Source organism: Burkholderia sp. Tr-20355, assembly GCF_017104685.1.
GTDB lineage: Bacteria > Pseudomonadota > Gammaproteobacteria > Burkholderiales > Burkholderiaceae > Burkholderia > Burkholderia seminalis.
Map to the genome: position 1 here is coordinate 1 of NZ_JAAGPK010000066.1, position 20,551 is coordinate 20,551.

Below are 20,551 nucleotides of genomic sequence, written 5' to 3' on the forward strand. Positions count from 1 at the left end.
GGGGGGGGGGGGGGGGGGGGGGGGGGGGGGGGGGGGGGGGGGGGGGGGGGGGGGGGGGGGGGGGGGGGGGGGGGGGGGTGGGGGGGGGGGGGGGGGGGGCGGCGGGGGGGGGGGGGGGGGGGCGGGGGGGGGGGCGGGGGGGGTGGCGGCGCGTCAGCGACAGGCAGCCGCGGCCGATGCATTAGTGGATGTTGATGTAGAGCCGCTGCAACTCCTCGATCCGGCTCGCGACGCGCTGCTTCCAGCCGCGCGACAGCCGCTGCCAGTCCTTGTTGCTCGGCGCGGTGTCCTCGGGGAGGCTGACGAGCTGCTCGGCGATCTCGTCGAGCGAATAACCGATCTTCTGCGCGAACACGATGAACGCGATCAGCCGCAGCACCGCGCGCGAATAGTGCCGGTGGCTCGAGCCGTTGCGGTGCGACCTGATCAGCCCGCGCGTTTCGTAGAAGCGCAGCGTCGACGCCGGCACGCCGCTGCGCGCGGCCACTTCGCGGATCGACATCAGCGGCCATTGCGGGGTTTCCTGGATACCCATGATGTCCTCCGGGAAAGCTTGACTTGAAGTTAACTTCAACTTTTATGCTACGCGGCAGTTTAACCCGTCGCGAGGCATCATGCTCTCCTTATCCCTACGCAGGACGTCGCCTTTGAGCGCCGCCTGCGCACTGTTGCTGGCGTTGTCGGGCTGTCACGACGGCAAAGGCACATCGTCGGCCCAGCCCCTTCCCGAAGTCGGCGTCGCCACGGTCGCGCCGCGCACGGTCCGCCTCGCGGACGCGTTCAACGGGCGCGTCGAAGCGGTCGATGCGGTCGAACTGCGGCCGCGCGTAAGCGGCTATCTGCAGCGTGTCGCGTACAAGGAAGGCGACGCGGTCGCGCAGGGGGCGCTGCTGTTCGAGATCGACCCGCGCCCGTACCGGATCGCGCTCGACCGCGCCAGCGCGCAGCAGCAGCGCGCCCGTGCGGCCGCGAGCCTCGCGCAGGTGCAGCTCAAGCGCGTGCAGACGCTGATCGATGCGCACGCGACGTCGCAGGAAGAACTCGACAACGCGCGCGCCACCGCCGAGCAGGCACGCGCGGACCTGCAGGCGGCCGATGCGGCCGTCGCCGACGCGAAGCTCAATCTCGGCTTCACCGAAGTGCGCGCGCCGATCGCCGGGCGTGTCGGCCGCGCGGTCGCGACCGTCGGCAACCTCGCGCGCGCGGACGACACGCTGCTGACGACCGTCGTGTCGCAGGATCCCGTGTACGTGTATTTCGACTGCGACGAGCAGAGCTACCTGCGCTACAACGCGCGCCGCGCCGATCCGAAGCATCGCGCGATCGGCGCCGATCCCGTGCGCGTGGGCCTCGCGAACGAGACGGGCTTCCCGCACGCGGGCACCGTCGATTTCCTCGACAACCGGCTCGATCCGCGGACCGGCACGATCCGCGCACGCGTGCGGCTGCCGAATGCGGACCATACGTTCACGCCGGGCCTGTACGCGCGCGTGCAGCTCGTCAGCGGCCGCGACGAGGATGCGCTGCTCGTCGACGACAAGGCCGTGCTGACCGACCAGGACCGCAAGTACGTCTACGTGATCGGCCCGGGCGACAAGGCGCTGCGCCGCGACGTGACGATCGGCCGCGAGCTGGAGGGAGAGCGGATCGTCGAGAAGGGGCTGCAGGCAGGCGACCGCGTGGTGGTCGACGGCGTGCAGCGGATCTACTATCCGGGCGCGCAGGTGAAGCCGAAGGCGCTGCCCGCGCGCGCCGAGGCCGGTCGCGCCGCGCAGGCCGTGGCCGACGCCGGCACGCCTGCCGCGCATTGACGGGAGCGACGCAATGGATTTCTCCCGATTCTTCATCGACCGGCCGATCTTCGCGGTCGTGCTGTCGATCGTCATCTTCGCGATCGGCCTGATCTCGATTCCGATGCTGCCGGCCGGCGAATATCCGGAAGTCGTGCCGCCGAGCGTCGTCGTGCGGGCGACCTATCCCGGCGCGAACCCGAAGGAAATCGCCGAATCGGTCGCCGAACCGCTGGAAGAAGCGATCAACGGCGTCGAAGGCATCATGTACATGAAGTCGGTGGCGGGATCGGACGGCAGCCTGCAGGTCGTCGTCACGTTCCTGCAGGGCGTCGATCCCGACACGGCCGCCGTGCGCGTGCAGAACCGCGTGAGCCAGGCGTTGTCGCGCCTGCCCGAAGAGGTGCGCCAGTACGGCGTGACCACGCAGAAGCAGTCGCCGACGCCGCTGATGTACGTGAGCCTCTACTCGCCGGACAACAGCCGCGATTCGCTGTATCTGCGCAACTACCTGACGCTGCATGTGAAGGACGAGCTGTCGCGGCTCACCGGCATCGGCGACGTCGGCGTATATGGCTCCGGCGACTATGCGATGCGGCTGTGGCTCGACCCGAACCGGCTCGCGTCGCGCGGGCTGACCGCGAGCGACGTGATCGCGGCCGTGCGCGAGCAGAACGTGCAGGTGTCGGCCGGCCAGCTCGGCGCGGAACCGTCGCCGAAGCGGAACGACTTCCTCGTGTCGATCAACGTGCGCGGCCGCCTGCGCACGGTGCAGGAGTTCGGCGACATCGTGCTGCGCAACGGCGACGACGGCCAGGTCGTGAAGCTGTCCGACGTCGCGCGCATCGAGCTCGGCGCGGGCGACTACACGCTGCGCTCGTATTTCAACGACAGGCATTCGGCCGTGGTCGGCATCTTCCTGTCGCCGGGCGCGAACGCGCTCGATGTCGCGAAGGCCGTGTATGCGAAGCTCGACGCGTTGTCGAAGCGGTTTCCGCCCGGTGTCGCGTACCGCCCGGTGTGGGACCCGACGGTGTTCGTGCGCGAGTCGATCCGCGCGGTGCAGCACACGCTGATCGAGGCCGTCGTGCTGGTCGTGCTCGTCGTGATCCTGTTCCTGCAGACGTGGCGCGCATCGATCATTCCGCTCGTCGCGGTGCCCGTGTCGGTCGTCGGCACGTTCGCGTGGCTCTACCTGCTCGGCTATTCGATCAACACGCTGACGCTGTTCGGGCTCGTGCTCGCGATCGGGATCGTCGTCGACGATGCGATCGTCGTCGTCGAAAACGTCGAGCGCAACATCGCGCAGGGGCTGAGCCCGCGCGATGCCGCGCACCAGGCGATGCGCGAGGTGTCGGGGCCGATTGTCGCGATCGCGCTCGTGCTGTGCGCGGTGTTCGTGCCGATGGCGTTCATGTCGGGCGTCACGGGCCAGTTCTACAAGCAGTTCGCGGTGACGATCGCGATCTCGACGGTGATCTCCGCGATCAACTCGCTGACGTTGTCGCCGGCGCTCGCCGCGAAGCTGCTGCGCCCGCACGGCGCGCCGAAGGATGCGCTGACGCGCGCGCTCGATCGCGCATTCGGCTGGCTGTTTCATCCGTTCAACCGGTTCTTCGAGCGCAGCTCCGACCGTTATCACGGCATCGTCGGCCGCACGCTGAAGCGGCGCGGCGTGGTGTTCGCGGTCTATGCGGCGCTGCTCGCGGCGACCGCGCTGCTGTTCAACGCGGTGCCGGGCGGCTTCATCCCCGTGCAGGACAAGCTGTACCTGTTCGCGGGCGCGAAGCTGCCGGAAGGCGCATCGCTCGCGCGCACCAGCGCGGTGACCGAGCAGATGACGAAGATCGCGCTCGACACCGACGGCGTCGAGATGGTGCCGGCGTTCGCGGGGCTGAACGCGCTGCAGGGCGTGAACACGCCGAACATCACGAACTCGTACGTGATCCTGAAGCCGTTCGACCGGCGTCACCGCAGCGCCGCGCAGATCAACGCGGACCTGAACGCGCGCTTCGCGGCGATCGACGGCGGCATGACCTATGCGCTGATGCCGCCGCCGATCCAGGGTCTCGGCAACGGTTCGGGCTACGCGCTGTACCTGGAGGATCGCGGCGGGCTCGGCTACGGCGAGTTGCAGAAGGCGTTGTCCGCGTTCCAGGCGGCGGTCGCGAAGACGCCGGGAATGAGCTATCCCGTCAGCTCGTACCAGGCGAACATCCCGCAGCTCGAGGTGAAGGTCGACCGGCTGAAGGCAAAGGCGCAAGGCGTCGCGTTGACCGACCTGTTCAACACGCTGCAGGTGTATCTCGGCTCGATGTACGTGAACGACTTCAATCTCTTCGGCCGCGTGTATCGCGTGATGGCGCAGGCCGACGCCGGCCACCGGCAGACGGCCGCCGACATCGCGAACCTGCGCACGCGCAATGCGAAGGGCGAGATGGTGCCGATCGGCTCGATGGTGACGGTCGGGCCCGCGTATGGGCCCGACCCGGTCGTCCGCTACAACGGCTATCCGGCCGCCGACCTGATCGGCGATGCCGATCCGAAGATGATGTCGTCGTCGCAGGCGATCGCGCAGCTCCAGCAGATCGCGAAGGACGTGCTGCCCCCGGGCATCACGCTCGAATGGACCGACCTCAGCTATCAGCAGGTCACGCAGAGCAACGCGGCGATCGTCGTGTTCCCGCTCGCGGTGATGCTCGTGTTTCTCGTGCTCGCGTCGCTGTACGAGAGCTGGACGCTGCCGCTCGCGGTGATCCTGATCGTGCCCGTGTGCATGTGCGCGGCGCTGTTCGGCGTGTGGCTGTCGGGCGGCGACAACAACGTGTTCGTGCAGGTCGGTCTCGTCGTGCTGATGGGGCTCGCGTGCAAGAACGCGATCCTGATCGTCGAATTCGCGCGCGAACTCGAAATCCAGGGCAAGGGCGTGATCGAGGCGGCGCTCGACGCATGCAAGCTGCGCTTGCGCCCGATCGTGATGACGTCGGTCGCGTTCATCGCGGGCTCGGTGCCGTTGCTGATCGGCAGCGGTGCGGGCAGCGAGGTGCGGGCGGCGACCGGCATTACCGTGTTCGCGGGGATGCTGGGCGTCACGCTGTTCGGGCTGTTCCTGACGCCCGTGTTCTATGTGGCGATCCGCAAGCTCGCGGGCGGCACGCCGGCCGTCTGGAGCGAACAGCACGGCACCCTCGAAGGAGAAAACCGATGAGCGCCGCTTTTCGACTTTCCGCGCTCGCGATGTCGTTGACGCTTGCCGCGTGCGCGGTGGGCCCCGATTTCAAGCGGCCCGATATGGCTACGGCCGCACGGTTCGCGCGCGACGGCCATCCGGCGACGCCGCGCGACGCGTCGCCGCCCGATATGCCGCCCGATGCGTCGGCCGCCGCCGATGCCGCGTTCTGGCGCGGCTTCGGCGATCCGGTGCTGACGCAGTTGATCGATGCGGCGCTCGCGGCGAACCAGGACCTGCAAGTGGCCGTGTCGCGCTACGACGCATCGAACGCGCTGCTGTCGCAAGCAACGTTCGACCGCTATCCGACGATCACCGCGAGCGGCCAGATCGGCCATCAGCTGATGAGCAAGGATCAGGCATTCGGCGCGCCGCGCAGCCAGCGCGACACGCCGACGTCGAACATCGGCATCAACGCCGCGTGGGAGCTCGACCTGTTCGGCCGCGTGCGGCGCTCGATCGAGTCGCAGCGCGCGGAAACGGCCGCGAGCGCGGCCGACGTGCGCGCGGTGCGCGTCGCGATCGCGGGCGAAGTGGCGAGCACGTACGTCGATCTGCGCGGCTCGCAGGAGCGGTTGCGAATCGCACGCGAGAACGCCGACAACCAGCAGCAGACGCTTGCGCTGATCAATGCGCGCGTCGGCGCGGGGCGAGGCTCCGACCTCGATGCGGCGCGAGCACGCGCGCAGTACGAATCGACGACGTCGCGGATCGCCGTGTACGAAGCCGCGATCGGCGTCGACGAGCACCGGCTCGCGGTGCTGACCGGGCAGACGCCCGATGCGCTGATCGGTCGCTTCGATCCGCCGAAAACCGGTGCGTCGCCGGGCACGCCGGTGCCGCTCCCGGCGCTGGCCGCCGACCTCGATCCCGGCACGCCGGGCGACCTGCTGCGCCGGCGTCCCGATGTCGCGGCCGCCGTGGCGCGGCTGCACGCGGCGACCGCGCGCGTCGGCGTCGCGACGGCCGACCTGTTTCCGCGCTTCACGCTGTCGGGGTTGCTCGGCAGCGCGACGAGCAGCTACGGGTTCTTCCGCGCGGGCAGCGACACGAACCTGATCGCGCTCGGCATCGACTGGTCGTTCCTCGACGTCGGCCGTGTGCGCGCGCGGATCGCCGCGAGCGACGCGGAAGCGGCTGGCCAGCTCGCGCAGTACCGGCAGACCGTGCTCGGCGCGCTGGAGGAAACCGAGAACGCGCTGCTGCGCGTTGCCCGCACGCGCGACGAGACCGCGCACCTCATACGCGCGGCCGACGACAGCGCGCGCGCCGCGCAGCTCGCGCAGACCCGCTTTTCGGCCGGCGCGATCGACTACTACGAAGTGCTCGACGCGCAACGGACGCTGCTGCAGGCGCAGGACGCGGCGGCCGACGGCCGGATGCGCAGCGCGGCGTCGACGGTCGCGCTGTACAAGGCGCTCGCGGGCGGCTGGCCGTCGGGCACGGGGCAGGGGGCGCAAGGCCCGCTTGCGCAGTCGGGGAAGTAGCGCGAGGCGGTCGGCGCGGCGTTTCCGTGGCTGCGCACGGCGGCCGGGCTCGATCTCGACGTTTCCGGTTTCCCGCACGTCGAACGCTGGCTGGCCGACATCGCCGCGCGGCCGGCCGTTCAGCGGGGCCTGATCGCCTGCCGCGCGCCGGCGGCCGTGGCGGCGCATTGACTCGCATCGCCCGCGCCGTACGGACGGCGCGGGCACCGGCCGCCTGCCCGCCGGGAAACATTGCTCTCCTTCGTCGTAAACGTCTCGAATGCGTGATATTTGCGGCCGCCGATCCGGTTTAGAGTGGCCGCGAATCGATGACGATGCGTCGTATGGCCGCAGAGCCTTACAGGCGCACCAGAGGAGTGGGAGACAACATGGGTGAAGGCAGGATTACGCAGGTCGAGTCGTTCGGTTTCGAGCGCATTCCCGATGCATCGCGCTATGCGCGGCCGATCGATCTGTTCCGGTTGCTGTTCGGCGGCTGCAATACGTTTTCCACATCAGTGCTCGGCAGCTTTCCGGTGCTGGTCGGGCTGTCGTTCAAGGCCGGTGTCTGCGCGATCGTGCTCGGCGTGCTCGCCGGCACGTGCATCCTCGCGCCGATGAGCCTGTTCGGCCCGCGCAACGGCACGAGCGACCCCGTGTCGTCCGGTGCGCATTTCGGCATCCACGGCCGGATCGTCGGCTCGTTCCTCGCGCTGCTCACGTCGATCGCGTTCTTCTCGCTCGCGGTGTGGAGCTCCGGCGACGCGCTCGTCGGCGGCGCGCACGACATGGTCGGCGTGCCCGTCAACGGCTTCACGCTCGGCGCGGCGTACATGGTGTTCGCGGTGCTCGTGCTGATCGTCTGCATCTACGGCTTCCGTTTCATGCTGTGGGTCAACAAAATCGCCGTGTGGGCCGCGAGCGTGCTGTTCGTCGCGGGCCTGTTCGCGTTCGCCGGCCTGTTCGACATGAACTATGCGGGCACGCTGCAACGGGGCAGCGCGGGTTTCTGGGCCGCGTTCGTCGGCGCGGTGCTGGTCGCGCTGAGCAATCCGGTGTCGTTCGCGTCGACGCTCGGCGACTGGGCACGCTATATCCCGCAGCACACGCCGAGGCATCGCGTGATGGGCGCGGTGTTCGCCGCGCAGGTCGCGACGTTCGTGCCGTTCTTCTTCGGCCTTGCGACCGCGACGATCATCGCGTCGAAGGCACCCGCGTTCATTGCGTCGAACGACTACGTCGGCGGGCTGCTCGCGATCTCGCCGCGCTGGTTCCTGCTGCCGATGTGCCTGATCGCGATCATCGGCGGGATGTCGACCGGCACGACCGCGCTGTACGGCACCGGCCTCGACGTCTCGAGCATGTTCCCGCGGATCCTGAACCGCGTCCGCGCGACGCTGCTGATCGGCACGATCGCGATCGCGTTCATCTTCGTCGGCCGCTTCTGGTTCAACCTCGTCGAAAGCGTCGCGACGTTCTCGACGCTGATCGATACGTTCAGCTGCCCGTGGATGGCAATCATGGTGATCGGCTACGTGACGCGCCGCGGCTACTATCTCGCCGACGACCTGCAGGTGTTCAATCGCGGGCTGCGCGGCGGCCACTACTGGTTCACGCACGGCTGGAACGTGCGCGCGATGGGCGCATGGCTGCCGGCCGCCTTCACCGGGCTCGCGTTCGTGAACCTGCCGGGCCAGTTCGTCGGGCCGCTCGGCCACCTCGCGGACGGGCTCGACCTGAGCGTGCCGGTGTCGCTGGCGGTGGGCGGGATGCTGTACTTCGTCTTGCTGACACTGTATCCGGAGCCGGACGGCGTGTACGGCCCGCGCGGGCGCCGCTTCGTGCGCGGCGGCAGGCACGGCGCGCGCGGTGCCGGTGCGCCGGCGATCCAGCCGAAGGGGTATTGAGCGGCGTGGCCTCTTGCTCCATGTCTTGAAGCGCCAACGCCGCCGCGCGGGTCGAGCCGCTGGCGGCGTTGGCGTTTCCGTTTCCGGCAGTGCGGCCGATCAGTCGAGTGTGCAGCCCGCGAGCATCCCGCCGTCGACGATGAATTCCGACCCCGTGCAATACGCGAATTCGTCGGACGCGAGGAACAGCACGAGGCTGCCCGCTTCGTCGGGCTCGCCGATGCGCGCGGCAAGGGCTGCGTGGCGATCGACGTGCTACCGTGCGGTCGGCCCCTTGACCGCCAGCCGCCGGCACGCGGTCGCGAGCTGGTTCGGATCGCGTTCGTGGCGGTGCAGGAAGCTCAGGCCGATCGTCTGGCGGATCATGGGGCCGGCGAGCGGCACGAGCGCGATCTTGTGTGCGAACAGGTCGCGCACGCGGCCGGCTCGCCCGTCGCGCCCGACTGGTACGTGCTGTTCGCGGCATCGTTCGGGCTGCTCGCGAGCGTGTTCATGCGCGACGGCGCGCCGTGCGTGGTCGCACGCCGGCAATTCCAGGGCGAACCGCTGAGCGCCAGGTAGCGGCCGGCGGCCGCGCCCCGGTGACCCATCGGCGCGGGCGCCGTGCCGGGTAGCGGCGCAGCCGATGGTTAGCATCGCGGGCGGCGGCCTACCGCGGCGGCCGCCCGGTCATTACGCTTGGGCGATCATCCACTCCTTCCGGAAGGTCGCCATGTCCCGGCTCGATTACACGCTGCTCGGCCCCTGTCTGCTCGCCATCGCGCTCGACGCGATGGGATTCGGGCTCGTCTACCCGATGATGTCCGCGATCTTCAGCGATCCGCACGCGGGCATCCTGCCGGCCGACGCCGGCCCGCATCTGCGCAATTTCTATCTCGGTCTCGGCTACGGGATCTACCCGCTGTGCATGTTCTTCGGCTCGTCGCTGATGGGCGAGCTGTCCGATCGCTACGGCCGCCGCAGGATCCTGCTGCTGTGCGTGCTCGGCCTGGCGGCCGGCTACGCGATGATGGCGGCCGGTGCGTGGCACGCCAGCGTTGCGCTGCTGCTGGCCGGCCGCGGGCTCACCGGCCTGATGGCCGGCTGCCAGGGCATCGCGCAGGCGGCGATCACCGACCTGAGCACGCCGGAGAACAAGGCGTACAACATGAGCATCATGTCGCTCGCGTTCAGCGCGGGCGTGATCGTCGGCCCGGTGCTCGGCGGCGTCACGTCCGACCGGACGATCTCGCCGCTGTTCGACTACGGCACGCCGTTCGTGCTGGTCGCCGCGCTGTCGCTCGTCTGTGCGTGCTGGACCTGGGCATCGTATCGCGACTCGGCCGCGCCGCGCGGCGATACGCGCATCGATCCGCTGCTGCCGCTGCGGATCATCTGGGAAGCCGCGCGCCAGCGCAACGTCGCGTTCCTGTCGGTGGTGTTCTTCCTGATGCAGGTCGGCTACGGGCTGTACCTGCAGACCATCATGCTGCTGCTGCAGGCGAAATTCGGCTATACGAGCGCGCGGCTCGGGTTGTTCAGCGGCGTGATCGGCATCTGCTTCGTGTTCGGCCTGCTGTTCGTCGTGCGGCTGATGCTGCGCGTGTGGCGCGTGATCGACATCGCGAAGACGGGCCTGCTCGTCGCCGGGCTGGGCCAGATCCTGTCGGCATGGTTCCCGCACGAACCCGTGCTGTGGGCGCTCGCGATGGTCGTCGGCTGTTTCGACATGGTGGCGTACACGACCATGTATACGGCGTTCTCCGACGCCGTCAGCGAAGACCGGCAGGGCTGGGCGCTCGGCGTCGCGGGCTCGGTGATGGCTGTCGCGTGGGTCGTCACGGGCGCGCTGACCAACCTGCTGCCCGTGTTCGGCGAGACCGGTCTGCTGCTGATCGGCGGCGCGGGCTTCCTGCTCAGCTTCGTGATGATGGCCGCGTACGGGCGGACGCGACCGGGCGCCCGGACGGCCGCGCTGTCGTAGGCGGCACGCACGTTGGCCCGATCCTGTCGGACGTTGTCCCGTGTGCGGCTGTCGCGCGAGGCCGCGCGGCCCGACACTGGCGCCTCGCGGCCGCGGAAGGATCGGGCCGCGTCCGGCGGCGCCGGCCGGCCCGGCGCGCCGTCTCGTCAATATGCGAACCGAAAGGAAGCGACCCATGCAACACCCGACCATCCGTACCCTGGCCGGCGCGACCGCGCCGACGTCGATCGACGCCGCCCGCAGCGCGCTGCTGGTGATCGATTTCCAGAACGAATACTTCAGCGGCCGCCTGCCGATTCCGGACGGGCCGCGCGCGCTGGGCAATGCACGGCGCGTGATCGCGTTCGCCGACCGCGCGGGCATTCCGGTATTTCACGTCCAGCATGTCGATGCGGCCGACAGCCCGATCTTCGCCGACGGCAGCGACGGGTTTCGCTTCCACGCGGACCTGCAGCCGGCGCCGCACCACGCGGTCGTGAAGAAGACGTCGGTGAGCGTGTTCCCGACGACCGACCTCGACGCGCGCCTGAAGGCGGCCGGCGTCGACACGCTGATCGTCACGGGCCTGATGACGCATGCGTGCGTGGCCGGCGCGGCACGCGATGCGGTGCCGCTCGGCTATGCGGTGATCGTCGTCGACGACGCGTGCGCGACGCGCGATCTCGACGTCGCGGACGGCGGCACGGTGCCGCACCGCGACCTCCATCGCGCGACGCTGGCCGCGCTGTCGGACACGTTCGGCGACGTGCTGACGACCGAACAGGTCCTGGCGCTCGACGTCGCCTGACGACGGCGCGGGCCGGCGCTCAGTCGGCCCAGCCGGGCACCGCGTGCACGACTTCGCCGCGGAAGCACGTCTCGATCACGCGGGTTTGCGCGAACGTCTCGACCGGGTGCGCGAACGGATTGCGGTCGAGGATCGCGAAGCTCGCGTCCTTGCCCGCTTCGAGCGAACCGGTGCAGTCGTCGAAACGCAGTGCGTAGGCGGTGTTCACCGTGTAGGCCTCGAGCATCGTGAGCAGGTCGAGCCGTTCGTGCGGGTTCCACGGCGGGCTGTCGGGCTGGTCGATCAGCCGATGCGTGACACCCGTCTGGATGATCTGCATCGGGTCCATCGTGCTGACCGACCAGTCGGAGCCGGCCGCGAGCATCGCGCCCGCGTTGCGCAGGCTGCGGAACGGATAGTTGCGCGCGGTGCGCTCGGCGCCGAGCAGGTCGCGATAGAGCTGTTGCTGCTCCTCGCGGGCGGCCGTCCACAGCGTCTGCACGCTTGCGATCGCGCCGAGCCGGTTGAAGCGGCCCATGTCGGCCGGATCGACGAGCTGCAGGTGCGCAAGCTGCGCGCGCCGGTCGCGCATGCCGTTGCGGCGCTGGACATGTTCGAGCGCGTCGAGCGTCATGCGCACCGCGCGGTCGGCGAGCGTGTGGAAGTGCAGGTCGAAGCCGGCGGTATCGGCGAGCAGGCAGATTTCGTTCAGCGCGTCCTGGCTCCACAGCGCGAGGCCGCAGTCGTCGGTGCCCGCATACGGCTCGAGCAGCGCGGCGGTTTTCGATTCCGGCACGCCGTCGACGAAGATCTTCACCGTGTGCAGGCGCAGGTTGTCGCGCTCGTATTCGCGGCGCCACGCGGCGAAGCGCTCGATCTGCTCGCGCGGGTCGCGGCGCGGGTTTGCGTAGAGCCCCGCGCTCATGTACGCCTTCAGGGTGCCCGCGCGCTGCGCGTCGGCATAGGCCTGGAGCTCGGCTTCGTCGACGCGTGCATCGAACCAGCCGGTGATGCCGTAGCCGTGCGCCATCGCGTGCGCCTTGGCGAGCGATTTCGGGTAGCCGGCCGGGCTCAGTTGCGGAATGAGCGGGCACACGCGGTAGAACGCCGCTTCGTGCACGACGCCGTTCGGCGCGCCCGAGGCGTCGCGCTCGATCACGCCGCCGGACGGATCGGGCGTATCGGCCCGGATGCCGGCCGCTTCGAGTCCCTTCGTGTTGAGGCAGCCGCTGTGCACGTCGAAGCCGACCACGAGCAGCGGCCGGTCGGGCACGATCTGGTCGAGCAGTTCGCGGGTCGGATACGTGCCGAACGCGGCGAGGTTCGCACCGCCGAGATAGACCCACGGCTCGTTCGGCGTCGCATCGGCGCACGCGCGGATACGCTGCAGGATCGTGCCGGGATCGTTGATGCCGGACAGGTCGAAGTCGCCGAGGATCTGATGGCCTTCGAGCGGGTGCACGTGACCGTCGATGAGGCCCGGCAGCATCAGCCGGCCGGCGAGATCGACCCTTCGCGTCGCGGGGCCGGCCAGCGGGCGGATGTCGTCGTCGCGGCCGACCGCGACGATCTTGCCGTCCCGGGTGGCGAGCGCCTGCGCGAAGCGGCGCTGCGCGTCGCCCGTGTAAAGCAGGCCGTTCAGATAGACGGTATCGGCGTGTTGCATGTGTCTCCTCCGGGTAGGGGATCGACGGGCGCGCGTGTCCGGCGGGCGGGCCGTGCGGCTCGTCCGGTCGCGTGCGCCCGGTCGGGGTGGAACGGGATGAGAGGGGTTACGTGCCGGCGCCGCGTGGCGGCGCTGCTGCGCCGTGGCGAAGGTCGGCAACGGCTGCCGGAGCGTCATGCCGGTTTCGCCGACGGGCCCGTATCGGCGAATCGGTGAGCGACGCGCTTGCGGCCGTGCAGGCCGGCGTCGATCCGGTAATCGGCATGCCGTGTCTCCGTGGTATCCGACGCGTTGCTGCCGTCGGGTGAGTCAGATACTAGGAGCGGGGCGGCCGGCTGTCTGTCGTCGTTTTGAGGACAACGTGCGACAAAGGCGGCGTTTACCGGCTGCGGTCTTCCTGCGCTTCGTCTTCGGTCACGCACCACGCGAACAGCCCGGCGCGGTTCGCGACGCCGAGCTTCGCGAGCGCGCGGCCGAGATAGGTGCGCACGCTGCTGGCCTTGAGCGCGAGCGTGTCGGCGATTTGCGGGACGGGCCGGCCTTGCAGCACCGCGCGGCAGACGAGCCGCTCGCGCTGCGACAGCGCCGCGCCGCTGGCCGACAGCCGCTGTTCGAAGCGCAGCAGCAGCGCGCCGTCGTCCGAGCGCGGCGTCAGGCGGGCGAGCCGCGCATGCTGGATCAGCAGCGGCAGCACGAAATCGCCGAGCTGCCGCAGCAGCGCCAGTTCGGCCAGCGTATAGGACGGCTGGCCGCGCCGGCGGAACAGCGAGAATGCATAGACATAGTCGCGCTCGCTGCCGAGCAGCGTGCAGTCCTCGCCGAGGTCGCCGAGCGCGAACTGGCGGCCGTACTCGGTCGCCGTGTCGATTTCGTCATTGCAGGAGAACACGAGCTGCGAATCGGTCGCGCGCTCGATATGCGGGAGCAGCGTGTCGTCGCGCCAGTCGCCCTGTGTATACAGATCGAGTGCGTGGCGCGTGCCGTCGGGATCGTCGCCGCCGGCGAAGAACAGCACGTCGACGCTGTTGACCGAGTGGGACGGCGCGTCGCGCCGGTAACGCGTCGCGACGCTGTAATGGGATTGCGGATCGACGGTTTCGCGCAGCCACGCCCAAAGCCGGGCGGGAAACTGCGGACTGCCGAGGCTGGCGACCAGGTCGCCGGCGTTGCTCAGGGAGATGTGGGCGGGGTTCATCGTTGACACCGTCTTCGCGAACGGCCGCCTTGGCGGGCCGTGCTTCGCCTGCACCGGAGCGGCGGCGAAGCACGATTGTAGGGGACTTCGCGCGCGCAGGGCACCCGCGCTTGCCCGCCGCCCGCGCGTCAGAACATCGTGTTCCGGTTCGCGGCCGTTTCGGGCACCGGCTGGATCACGTCCCAGTGCTCGACGATCCTGCCGTCCTTCACGCGGAAGATGTCGACCACCGCTTCGCCGCGATCGCCCGGACGCTCGGTCGCGTGCACGTGCAGGTACACCAGGTCGCCGTCGGTCGCGCTGCGGACGATGCGTGCGCGCGAGGCGGGGTTCTTCTGGAATGCGCCGACGAAATACGACACGAACGGTTTCTTGCCGTCGGGCACGTGCGGGTTGTGCTGTTTGTAGTCGTCCGCGACGACGGTGGCGGCCTCGACCGCTTCATGCTTGTTGAAGAAGCGGTCGTAGAACGTCAGCACGAGCTGGCGGTTGGCCTCCTCAGCGGCCAGGTCGCGGGGAGCCGGGGCGGCAGCCAGCGCGGCCGCCGATGCGGCCAGCAACACGCATGCGGCAACGACGCGAGCGGGGGAGCGGAACGATGACATGTAGCGGTTTCCTTGTCTGACGGTTCGTGGATGCGCGCATGTGATACGCGACTGCGGGGGCGACGCTCGTGACGATCGACGACGGTCGGTCGCGCGAAACCGCCGGCACGCATGCCGGCCGATGCGCGGCGATCGGACGCAACGCATGCATCGTTACTGCGGCCGATACGGCGGCGCCGCGCCATCGTCATGTTTCGTTGAACTGGCGAATCCCGGCAGTTGTCGGGGCGATCGAATGGTACAGTTGCCGCGAACCCGTCACAAGAAGTCATCGCGGTGTGAACAGGTCACACCGCGATGACCATGCGTTGCCCGTGAAAGAGAGTCCAGTCATGCCGTTGCCGTCCGCCGACGAATCCGTCGAACTCGATCAGCCGTGCCCGATCCGCGATGTCCTCGATCGCATCGGCGACCAGTGGAGCCTGCTCGTGCTCGAGGCGCTGTCCGGCGGAACGATGCGTTTCAACGAACTCGGCCGCGCGATCGGCGATGTGTCGAACCAGATGCTGTCGCGTACGTTGAAGCGGCTCGAGCAGGACGGCTTCGTCAGCCGCACGCTGTTCGCCGAAGTGCCGCCGCGCGTCGAATATGCGCTGACCGAGCTCGGGCGCTCGTTCCTGACGCCGATGCAGGCGATGATCCGGTGGGCCGACGAACATCATCGCGCGATCTGCGCGGCGCGCCGTCGTGCGCGAGAACTGGACGGTAGCGGGCGTTGAGCGGAATGCACGGACCGTTGCGTCGATGCACGGCGTGCCGCGGAAGGTGCGCGATGGGGTGACGCACGGCCGGATGCGTTTGCATCGGCATCGATTGATTTCGTTATCCGAACGGTGCCGTCAGGATGAATAACCGGGACGATGCGTCGATGTATGCGTCGCGAAGGTGCCCGGGCGTGGGCGGGACGGTGCGTTGATGGCGGGCCACGCGTCCTGATGCGACGGCGCGAACGGTGCCGCTTCCCGCATGCCGTCCGGCGCCGGACCGTCGTCGCCCGGCGCCGCGCGGCGGCCTATCGCCACGAGCCGTCGACGTAGACCCATACCGGCCCCTGGCGGCGCCAGTAGCCGGGTACCCAGCGACGTCCGGGGCGTCGTGCGACCCAGCGGCCGGACACCCATATATAGCGGCCGCGCTGCCAGCGCCAGTAGCCATCCGTCCATATATAGCCGTGCGGCCGGGGCGGCGGCGGCCGGCGGTCGTGCCGGGCCGCCGGCGGCGCGAGATGCGGGCGATCGTCGTACGGCGGCCCGCCGGGTACGCGGTTCGGGCCGGACGGCCGATACACGGGCGGTGCGGGCTGGGCCGAGGCGGCGCGCAGCCAGCCGGTCCCGGCAACCGCGGCGGTCAATCCGATGGCGCGCAACAACGAGCGTCGATTCATGGCGTGTCCTGTGCAGTATTGAAGGCTGCCTTACATTAGCCTGCCGGTACGCCCGCCGGGTTACGTGAGCGGTTAAGGCTGTTACTGCGTGTCACGGCAGGCGCAAACCGCCTGTTCCTTTCTGCCGGCTGACGGGGATGTCGCCCGCGACGCGGCCGCCGCATTCTGTTTACCGATGGTTGCCCGTGTTTTAGGCGCCCGACGCCTGAAGATCGAGATCAAAGCAGGTAAAAATTACTGTTTTGGGGCGCTTGGCCGGATCCGTTTGTTGTTTCTATGCAACCGTCAAGACGATGACATGTAAGAATGGTGCGATGAAGGCCTCCAAAATGCTGTCGTCAAGAGGTCAAAAACAAGCGTTAAAACAAATACTTATGACTAGTCCCCACTTTCATTATTTCTAGTTCTGGAAAAGCTTATTTCTTTATTTGCGGATCGCTCCCCTAGGGTACACCCCTAAACTCACGGTTCCCAAACGGGCAACTATCCGGGCGTGGCCAGCAGGACCGATGGCACTCCCGGGCGGTTGAAGACCGTTTATGAACAAGGTCGCGAGACCTGCCTCTTTTTAGAAGGGAGCTCCACGAATGAACAAGACTCTGATCGTTGCAGCAGCTGCAGCATCGTTCGCTACCGTCGCTCACGCGCAAAGCAGCGTCACGCTGTACGGCGTGCTGGACGCAGGCATCACCTACCAAAGCAACGTCCAACCGGCACTGGGCCAAGCTGGCAAGTCGCGTTGGTCGATGGGTTCGGGCATTGACCAGAGCCGTTTCGGCCTGCGTGGTTCGGAAGACCTCGGTGGCGGCCTGAAGGCAATCTTCACGTTGGAAAGCGGCTTCAACATCGGTAACGGCCGCTTCGCGAACGGCAACGGCGGCATGTTCAACCGCCAGGCTTTCGTCGGCCTGTCGAGCCAGTACGGCACGGTCACGCTGGGCAAGCAGTATGACGCAACGCAAGACTACCTGGCGCCGCTGACGGCAACGGGCTCGTGGGGCGGCACGTACTTCGCGCACCCGCTGAACCTCGACCGTCTGAGCACGAACGGTGACGTCGCACAGAACAACACGATCAAGTACACGAGCGCGAACTACGCTGGCCTGCAATTCGGCGGTACGTACTCGTTCTCGAACAACACGAACTTCGGCAACAACCGTGCATACAGCGCGGGCGCTGCATACCAGTTCCAAGGTCTGAAGCTCGCAGCTGCATACTCGCAAGCGAACCTGGGTGACGGCACGAACGCAAACGGCGCAACGTCGTCGGCGATCGGTGGCATCGCTAGCCAAGGCCGCGTCCGTACGTACGGCGCTGCTGCTGGTTACGCATTCGGCCCGGCGCAAGTCGGCGCAGCGTGGACGCAAGCGCGTCTCGACAACAATGCTGTTGGTGTGAGCACGCTGCGCACCGACAACTACGAAGTCAACGCAAAGTACAACCTGACGCCGGCTCTCGGCCTGGGTGCTGCTTACACGTACACGAACGCGAAGATCAACAACGGCAGCACGCACTGGAACCAGTTCGGTCTGCAAGCTGACTACGCACTGTCGAAGCGTACGGACGTCTACGCACAAGCTGTGTACCAGCGTGCAGCGAAGAACGGCATCGGCGCATCGATCTACAACGGCGACGTCAGCACGCTGCCGAGCTCGTCGATCAACCAAACCGCAGCAACGGTTGGTCTGCGTCACCGCTTCTAAGCGTGACGGCGGGGTAACCCGCTTCGCAGCATCAAAAAAGGCGCCTTCGGGCGCCTTTTTTTTGTCTGCGGAATGTGATGTCGACGATTCGCGTCGTCCGGATGCAAAAAAGCGAGGCGCGTGCCTCGCTTTTTTCGTTGTGCGTCGGTGTTGCGCGCGGCACTGGCCGCCGGTGACGTCAGCGCGTGTACTCGCCGTTGGCTTCCGGCTGGAACACGATCGCGGAGACTTTCATCTGCTTTTCGGCGCCGCTCGGCTGCATCACCTTGACCATCTGGCCACGCTGCGTGCCCAGCAGCGCCATGCCGACGGGCGAGAAGACGTTCAGGCGGCCGAGTTCGAGATTGGCGGCGTCCGGATAAACAATCGTCCAGGTCGCCTGTTCCTGGGTCGCTTCGTCGAGCAGCGTGATCTGCGAGTTCATCGTGACGACATTGGCCTTGATGGCGTCGGGCTGCACGATGTCGGCACGCTCGAGCAGCGTGTCGAGCATGGTCTGGAAGCGCGGGTTCTGTTCGGCGTGCTTCTCGAGGCGAGCAACGTCGAGTTCGGTCAACTGGTAAAGGCGTTGTTTCATGGCAGTTCTCCAAATGATCGGCAAGGGCAGGCGTGGCGTGCCTATGGGGATCGCCCGGAGCCTGTCTGACCTGGCTCCGGGAGGAGACCAAGCCGTCAGATCAGGCGCCGGGCAGGGGCGAGCGGTGCCTGGGCCGTGCGTCGAGCGAGGGGATGCGCCGGATGGCCGGCGTGCGCGCGCACGCCGGCCGGGCCGGACGGCGAAACCGAAAGGAGCGTGAGCGCGTACATGGTGGATGGAATATCGGCTGGCGATTAAAACCTTACGATTCTACAACACAACCTTCGGGATATGTGATCCGGCTGTTGGCGTTTCGTCAGCGATTGTTGTGCACATAACGCAAGTTGCGCGGGCTGTGTGCGGAAATATTTGGTGATTTTTTCCAAAATTGCAACGCTGTATGTTCCAACTAAGGGTTTCCCCTTGGAGTGACGCGCACTACACTGGATTCATTCGCTTCAGACAGGGTCCTGCCGAGGCGACGTCAAAAGAGAACATATTCCGGAGGTAAATCATGAAGTCGATCATCTACGCAGCCATCGCCGCATCCGTCCTTGCCGCACCGATCGCATCGTTTGCACAGTCCGAACAGGGGCTGACGCGCGACCAGGTCAAGGCCGAACTCGTGCAACTCGAACAGAACGGCTACAAGCCGCTGGCGAGCGATGCGCAGTACCCGAGCAACATCCAGGCAGCCGAACAACGGATCCAGCCGAACCAGCCGATGCTCGCGCAGGCCGATACGAGCGGCTACGGCGCCGTCGCGACGGGCGCGGGCCAAGCCGGCCGCCGCGTGACGCGGGAAGCACCGAATCCGGTGAATTCGGTCTACTTCGGCAACTAATCGAACGTCCCCGGTCTGCCCGAGCGCACCATTCAATCGACGAGACGCGCGCCGTTTGCGCGCGTCGTTCGCCCGCTGGAGCAGAACCTCCGTCGCCGCATGTCGGCGGCTTTCCGCCCAGACGCTGACGCGTTTGGGCCTTTTTTGCTGCGCGGATCAGGTCGAAGCGACCGGCGTGCCGTGAATGTAGTGTTCGAGCTGGCTGATCGTGAACTGCTGATCGGCGATCACGCTCTTCACGAGGTCGCCGATCGAGATGAGGCCGACCAGCTTGCCGCCGTCGAGGACGGGCAGGTGGCGCATCCGGTGCTCGGTCATCAGCGCCATGCACTCGTCGGTGGATTGCGACGGTTCGACGTAGCGTACCTTCGCCGTCATGATTTCCTCGACGCGGGTCGCTTTCGATGAACGGTCCTGCAGGACGACCTTGCGCGCGTAATCGCGCTCGGTGACGATACCCGCGATGTCGTCGCCGTCCACGACCAGCAACGCGCCGATCCCCTTTTCCGCCATCAGCTTGATGGCGTCGTAGACGAAATCGGTCTTCGTGACGGTGTAGATCGTGCGGCCCGAATCAGGCTTGGCCTTGAGAATCTGCGCGACAGTCGTGCTCATTCGCTTTCTCCGTGTGCAGGTCGATACAGGGAAGGCAGGGCGTTGGTGCGCGACACCCGTTGAGCCCAGTATAGCCGGGCGCGCAGTGGCAGTCGCGTGACGTTTCCAGATTAGCGGTAAACTCCCGTCACGCACTATCCACACAACTCCTACATTCCTGAACGTTTCGATTCAATTCATGATGTCTTCGCGTCCCCAATCGCCCGCGCCGGGCAATGACCAGGCCGACGAGTGCGTGACACTCGTCGCCACCGCGTCGCTGCCTACGCGTTACGGTACGTTCAAGTCATACGCGTTTCGCGTATCGGGCAGCGATGCCGAACATCTAGCGCTCGTGATGGGCGACGTGGCCGGCGAGCAGTCGGTGCTGACGCGGCTGCACTCCGAATGCCTGACCGGCGACGTGTTCGGCTCGTATCGCTGCGATTGCGGCGAGCAGCTCGACCTCGCGTTGCGCTATATCGCGGCGGAAGACCGCGGCGTGCTGTTGTACCTGCGCGGTCATGAAGGGCGCGGGATCGGCCTGAGCAACAAGATCCGCGCGTACGCGCTGCAGGAGCAGGGGCGCGACACCGTCGAGGCGAATCTCGACCTCGGCCTGCCCGACGATGCCCGCGAATACGATTCGGCCGCCGCGATCCTGCGGATCCTCGGCGTGACGTCGGTGCGGCTGATGAGCAACAACCCGGAGAAGTTCGACACGCTCGCGAAGCACGGCATTCCGGTCTGCGAGCGCGTGGCGCTGGCGGTGCCCGTGCGCGAGGAAAACGAGCGTTATATCCGCACGAAGCAGACGAAGTTCGGGCATTACTTCGAGGAAAACGAGTAATCGCGATGGGCG

At 67.6% G+C, this 20,551-nt stretch carries 18 protein-coding genes and 4 pseudogenes; 12 read left to right on the forward strand and 10 right to left on the reverse strand.

The window, feature by feature from the left end; genetic code table 11:
• Nucleotides 1-182: hypothetical protein (locus G3N62_RS18440; protein ID WP_206141275.1), on the reverse strand; the 182-nt coding region annotated here is incomplete at its 3' end.
• 2 nt (nucleotides 183-184) lie between these two features.
• A pseudogene (locus G3N62_RS18445) lies at nucleotides 185-535 on the reverse strand (MerR family transcriptional regulator); the annotation flags it as partial.
• A 79-nt stretch (nucleotides 536-614) separates the two neighbouring features.
• Here G3N62_RS18445 and G3N62_RS18450 point away from each other — a divergent pair.
• The 5 genes and pseudogenes from G3N62_RS18450 (at nucleotide 615) to G3N62_RS18465 (ending at nucleotide 8,392) form a co-directional block, all read left to right on the forward strand.
• Nucleotides 615-1,811, forward strand: a complete 1,197-nt coding sequence (locus G3N62_RS18450) for an efflux RND transporter periplasmic adaptor subunit (RefSeq protein WP_049036575.1) — start codon at nucleotides 615-617, stop codon at nucleotides 1,809-1,811.
• A gap of 13 nt (nucleotides 1,812-1,824) precedes the next feature.
• The gene (locus G3N62_RS18455) at nucleotides 1,825-4,998 is read left to right on the forward strand and encodes a multidrug efflux RND transporter permease subunit (RefSeq protein ID WP_124671079.1); all 3,174 of its coding nucleotides are present in this window, start codon (nucleotides 1,825-1,827) and stop codon (nucleotides 4,996-4,998) included.
• The gene (locus tag G3N62_RS18460; RefSeq protein WP_124671080.1) at nucleotides 4,995-6,506 is read left to right on the forward strand and encodes an efflux transporter outer membrane subunit; all 1,512 of its coding nucleotides are present in this window, start codon (nucleotides 4,995-4,997) and stop codon (nucleotides 6,504-6,506) included. The genes G3N62_RS18455 and G3N62_RS18460 overlap by 4 nt, the downstream gene beginning before the upstream one ends.
• A 15-nt stretch (nucleotides 6,507-6,521) precedes the next feature.
• Nucleotides 6,522-6,677: pseudogene (locus G3N62_RS36425) on the forward strand (glutathione S-transferase); the annotation flags it as partial.
• Between the two features lie 197 nt (nucleotides 6,678-6,874).
• Nucleotides 6,875-8,392, forward strand: a complete 1,518-nt coding sequence (locus G3N62_RS18465; RefSeq protein WP_124610017.1) for a cytosine permease — start codon at nucleotides 6,875-6,877, stop codon at nucleotides 8,390-8,392.
• Nucleotides 8,393-8,491: 99 nt separating this feature from the next.
• Here the strand turns inward: G3N62_RS18465 and G3N62_RS18470 are convergent.
• A pseudogene (locus tag G3N62_RS18470) lies at nucleotides 8,492-8,620 on the reverse strand (SDR family oxidoreductase); the annotation flags it as partial.
• A 27-nt stretch (nucleotides 8,621-8,647) separates the two neighbouring features.
• Nucleotides 8,648-8,809, reverse strand: coding sequence for a hypothetical protein (locus G3N62_RS18475; protein ID WP_226194291.1), 162 nt, complete (start codon nucleotides 8,807-8,809; stop codon nucleotides 8,648-8,650).
• On the opposite strand from G3N62_RS18475, the pseudogene G3N62_RS18480 reads away from it, so the two are divergent.
• From G3N62_RS18480 to G3N62_RS18490, 3 genes and pseudogenes are all read left to right on the forward strand, one after another.
• Nucleotides 8,810-8,953: pseudogene (locus tag G3N62_RS18480) on the forward strand (MFS transporter); the annotation flags it as partial.
• Between the two features lie 151 nt (nucleotides 8,954-9,104).
• The gene (locus tag G3N62_RS18485; RefSeq protein ID WP_059557560.1) at nucleotides 9,105-10,355 is read left to right on the forward strand and encodes an MFS transporter; all 1,251 of its coding nucleotides are present in this window, start codon (nucleotides 9,105-9,107) and stop codon (nucleotides 10,353-10,355) included.
• Between the two features lie 175 nt (nucleotides 10,356-10,530).
• Nucleotides 10,531-11,142, forward strand: coding sequence for a cysteine hydrolase family protein (locus G3N62_RS18490; RefSeq protein ID WP_034189928.1), 612 nt, complete (start codon nucleotides 10,531-10,533; stop codon nucleotides 11,140-11,142).
• A 19-nt stretch (nucleotides 11,143-11,161) separates the two neighbouring features.
• Here the strand turns inward: G3N62_RS18490 and G3N62_RS18495 are convergent, their stop codons facing one another.
• The 3 genes from G3N62_RS18495 to G3N62_RS18505 all read right to left on the reverse strand — a co-directional run bounded on the left by G3N62_RS18495 (nucleotide 11,162) and on the right by G3N62_RS18505 (nucleotide 14,587).
• Nucleotides 11,162-12,787 (reverse strand): amidohydrolase, encoded by a 1,626-nt coding sequence (locus G3N62_RS18495; protein WP_124671082.1) that lies wholly within the window; start codon nucleotides 12,785-12,787, stop codon nucleotides 11,162-11,164.
• Between the two features lie 379 nt (nucleotides 12,788-13,166).
• Nucleotides 13,167-13,982 (reverse strand): helix-turn-helix transcriptional regulator, encoded by an 816-nt coding sequence (locus G3N62_RS18500; protein ID WP_226104071.1) that lies wholly within the window; start codon nucleotides 13,980-13,982, stop codon nucleotides 13,167-13,169.
• 128 nt (nucleotides 13,983-14,110) lie between these two features.
• Nucleotides 14,111-14,587, reverse strand: a complete 477-nt coding sequence (locus G3N62_RS18505) for a nuclear transport factor 2 family protein (protein WP_049036643.1) — start codon at nucleotides 14,585-14,587, stop codon at nucleotides 14,111-14,113.
• Nucleotides 14,588-14,919: 332 nt separating this feature from the next.
• Between G3N62_RS18505 and G3N62_RS18510 the strand changes: the two genes are divergently transcribed.
• Entirely contained in the window at nucleotides 14,920-15,306 is a 387-nt protein-coding gene (locus G3N62_RS18510) for a helix-turn-helix domain-containing protein (RefSeq protein WP_124671083.1), read from the forward strand.
• A 293-nt stretch (nucleotides 15,307-15,599) separates the two neighbouring features.
• On the opposite strand, the gene G3N62_RS18515 is transcribed toward G3N62_RS18510, so the two are convergent.
• Complete coding sequence (locus G3N62_RS18515; RefSeq protein WP_049036644.1) at nucleotides 15,600-15,971, reverse strand: YXWGXW repeat-containing protein; 372 nt, start codon at nucleotides 15,969-15,971, stop codon at nucleotides 15,600-15,602.
• A 587-nt stretch (nucleotides 15,972-16,558) separates the two neighbouring features.
• On the opposite strand from G3N62_RS18515, the gene G3N62_RS18520 reads away from it, so the two are divergent.
• Entirely contained in the window at nucleotides 16,559-17,674 is a 1,116-nt protein-coding gene (locus tag G3N62_RS18520; protein ID WP_034189922.1) for a porin, read from the forward strand.
• A gap of 178 nt (nucleotides 17,675-17,852) precedes the next feature.
• Here G3N62_RS18520 and G3N62_RS18525 read toward each other — a convergent pair whose 3' ends face one another.
• Nucleotides 17,853-18,251, reverse strand: a complete 399-nt coding sequence (locus G3N62_RS18525) for a GreA/GreB family elongation factor (protein ID WP_034189921.1) — start codon at nucleotides 18,249-18,251, stop codon at nucleotides 17,853-17,855.
• 514 nt (nucleotides 18,252-18,765) lie between these two features.
• Here G3N62_RS18525 and G3N62_RS18530 point away from each other — a divergent pair.
• Nucleotides 18,766-19,095 (forward strand): DUF4148 domain-containing protein, encoded by a 330-nt coding sequence (locus G3N62_RS18530; RefSeq protein ID WP_034189920.1) that lies wholly within the window; start codon nucleotides 18,766-18,768, stop codon nucleotides 19,093-19,095.
• Between the two features lie 156 nt (nucleotides 19,096-19,251).
• Here the strand turns inward: G3N62_RS18530 and G3N62_RS18535 are convergent, their stop codons facing one another.
• The gene (locus tag G3N62_RS18535; protein ID WP_034189919.1) at nucleotides 19,252-19,710 is read right to left on the reverse strand and encodes a CBS domain-containing protein; all 459 of its coding nucleotides are present in this window, start codon (nucleotides 19,708-19,710) and stop codon (nucleotides 19,252-19,254) included.
• A 178-nt stretch (nucleotides 19,711-19,888) separates the two neighbouring features.
• Between G3N62_RS18535 and ribA the strand changes: the two genes are divergently transcribed.
• A complete protein-coding gene (gene ribA, locus G3N62_RS18540; RefSeq protein ID WP_034189918.1) occupies nucleotides 19,889-20,539 on the forward strand; it encodes a GTP cyclohydrolase II in 651 nt (216 codons plus the stop codon).
• Nucleotides 20,540-20,551 lie beyond the last annotated feature (12 nt).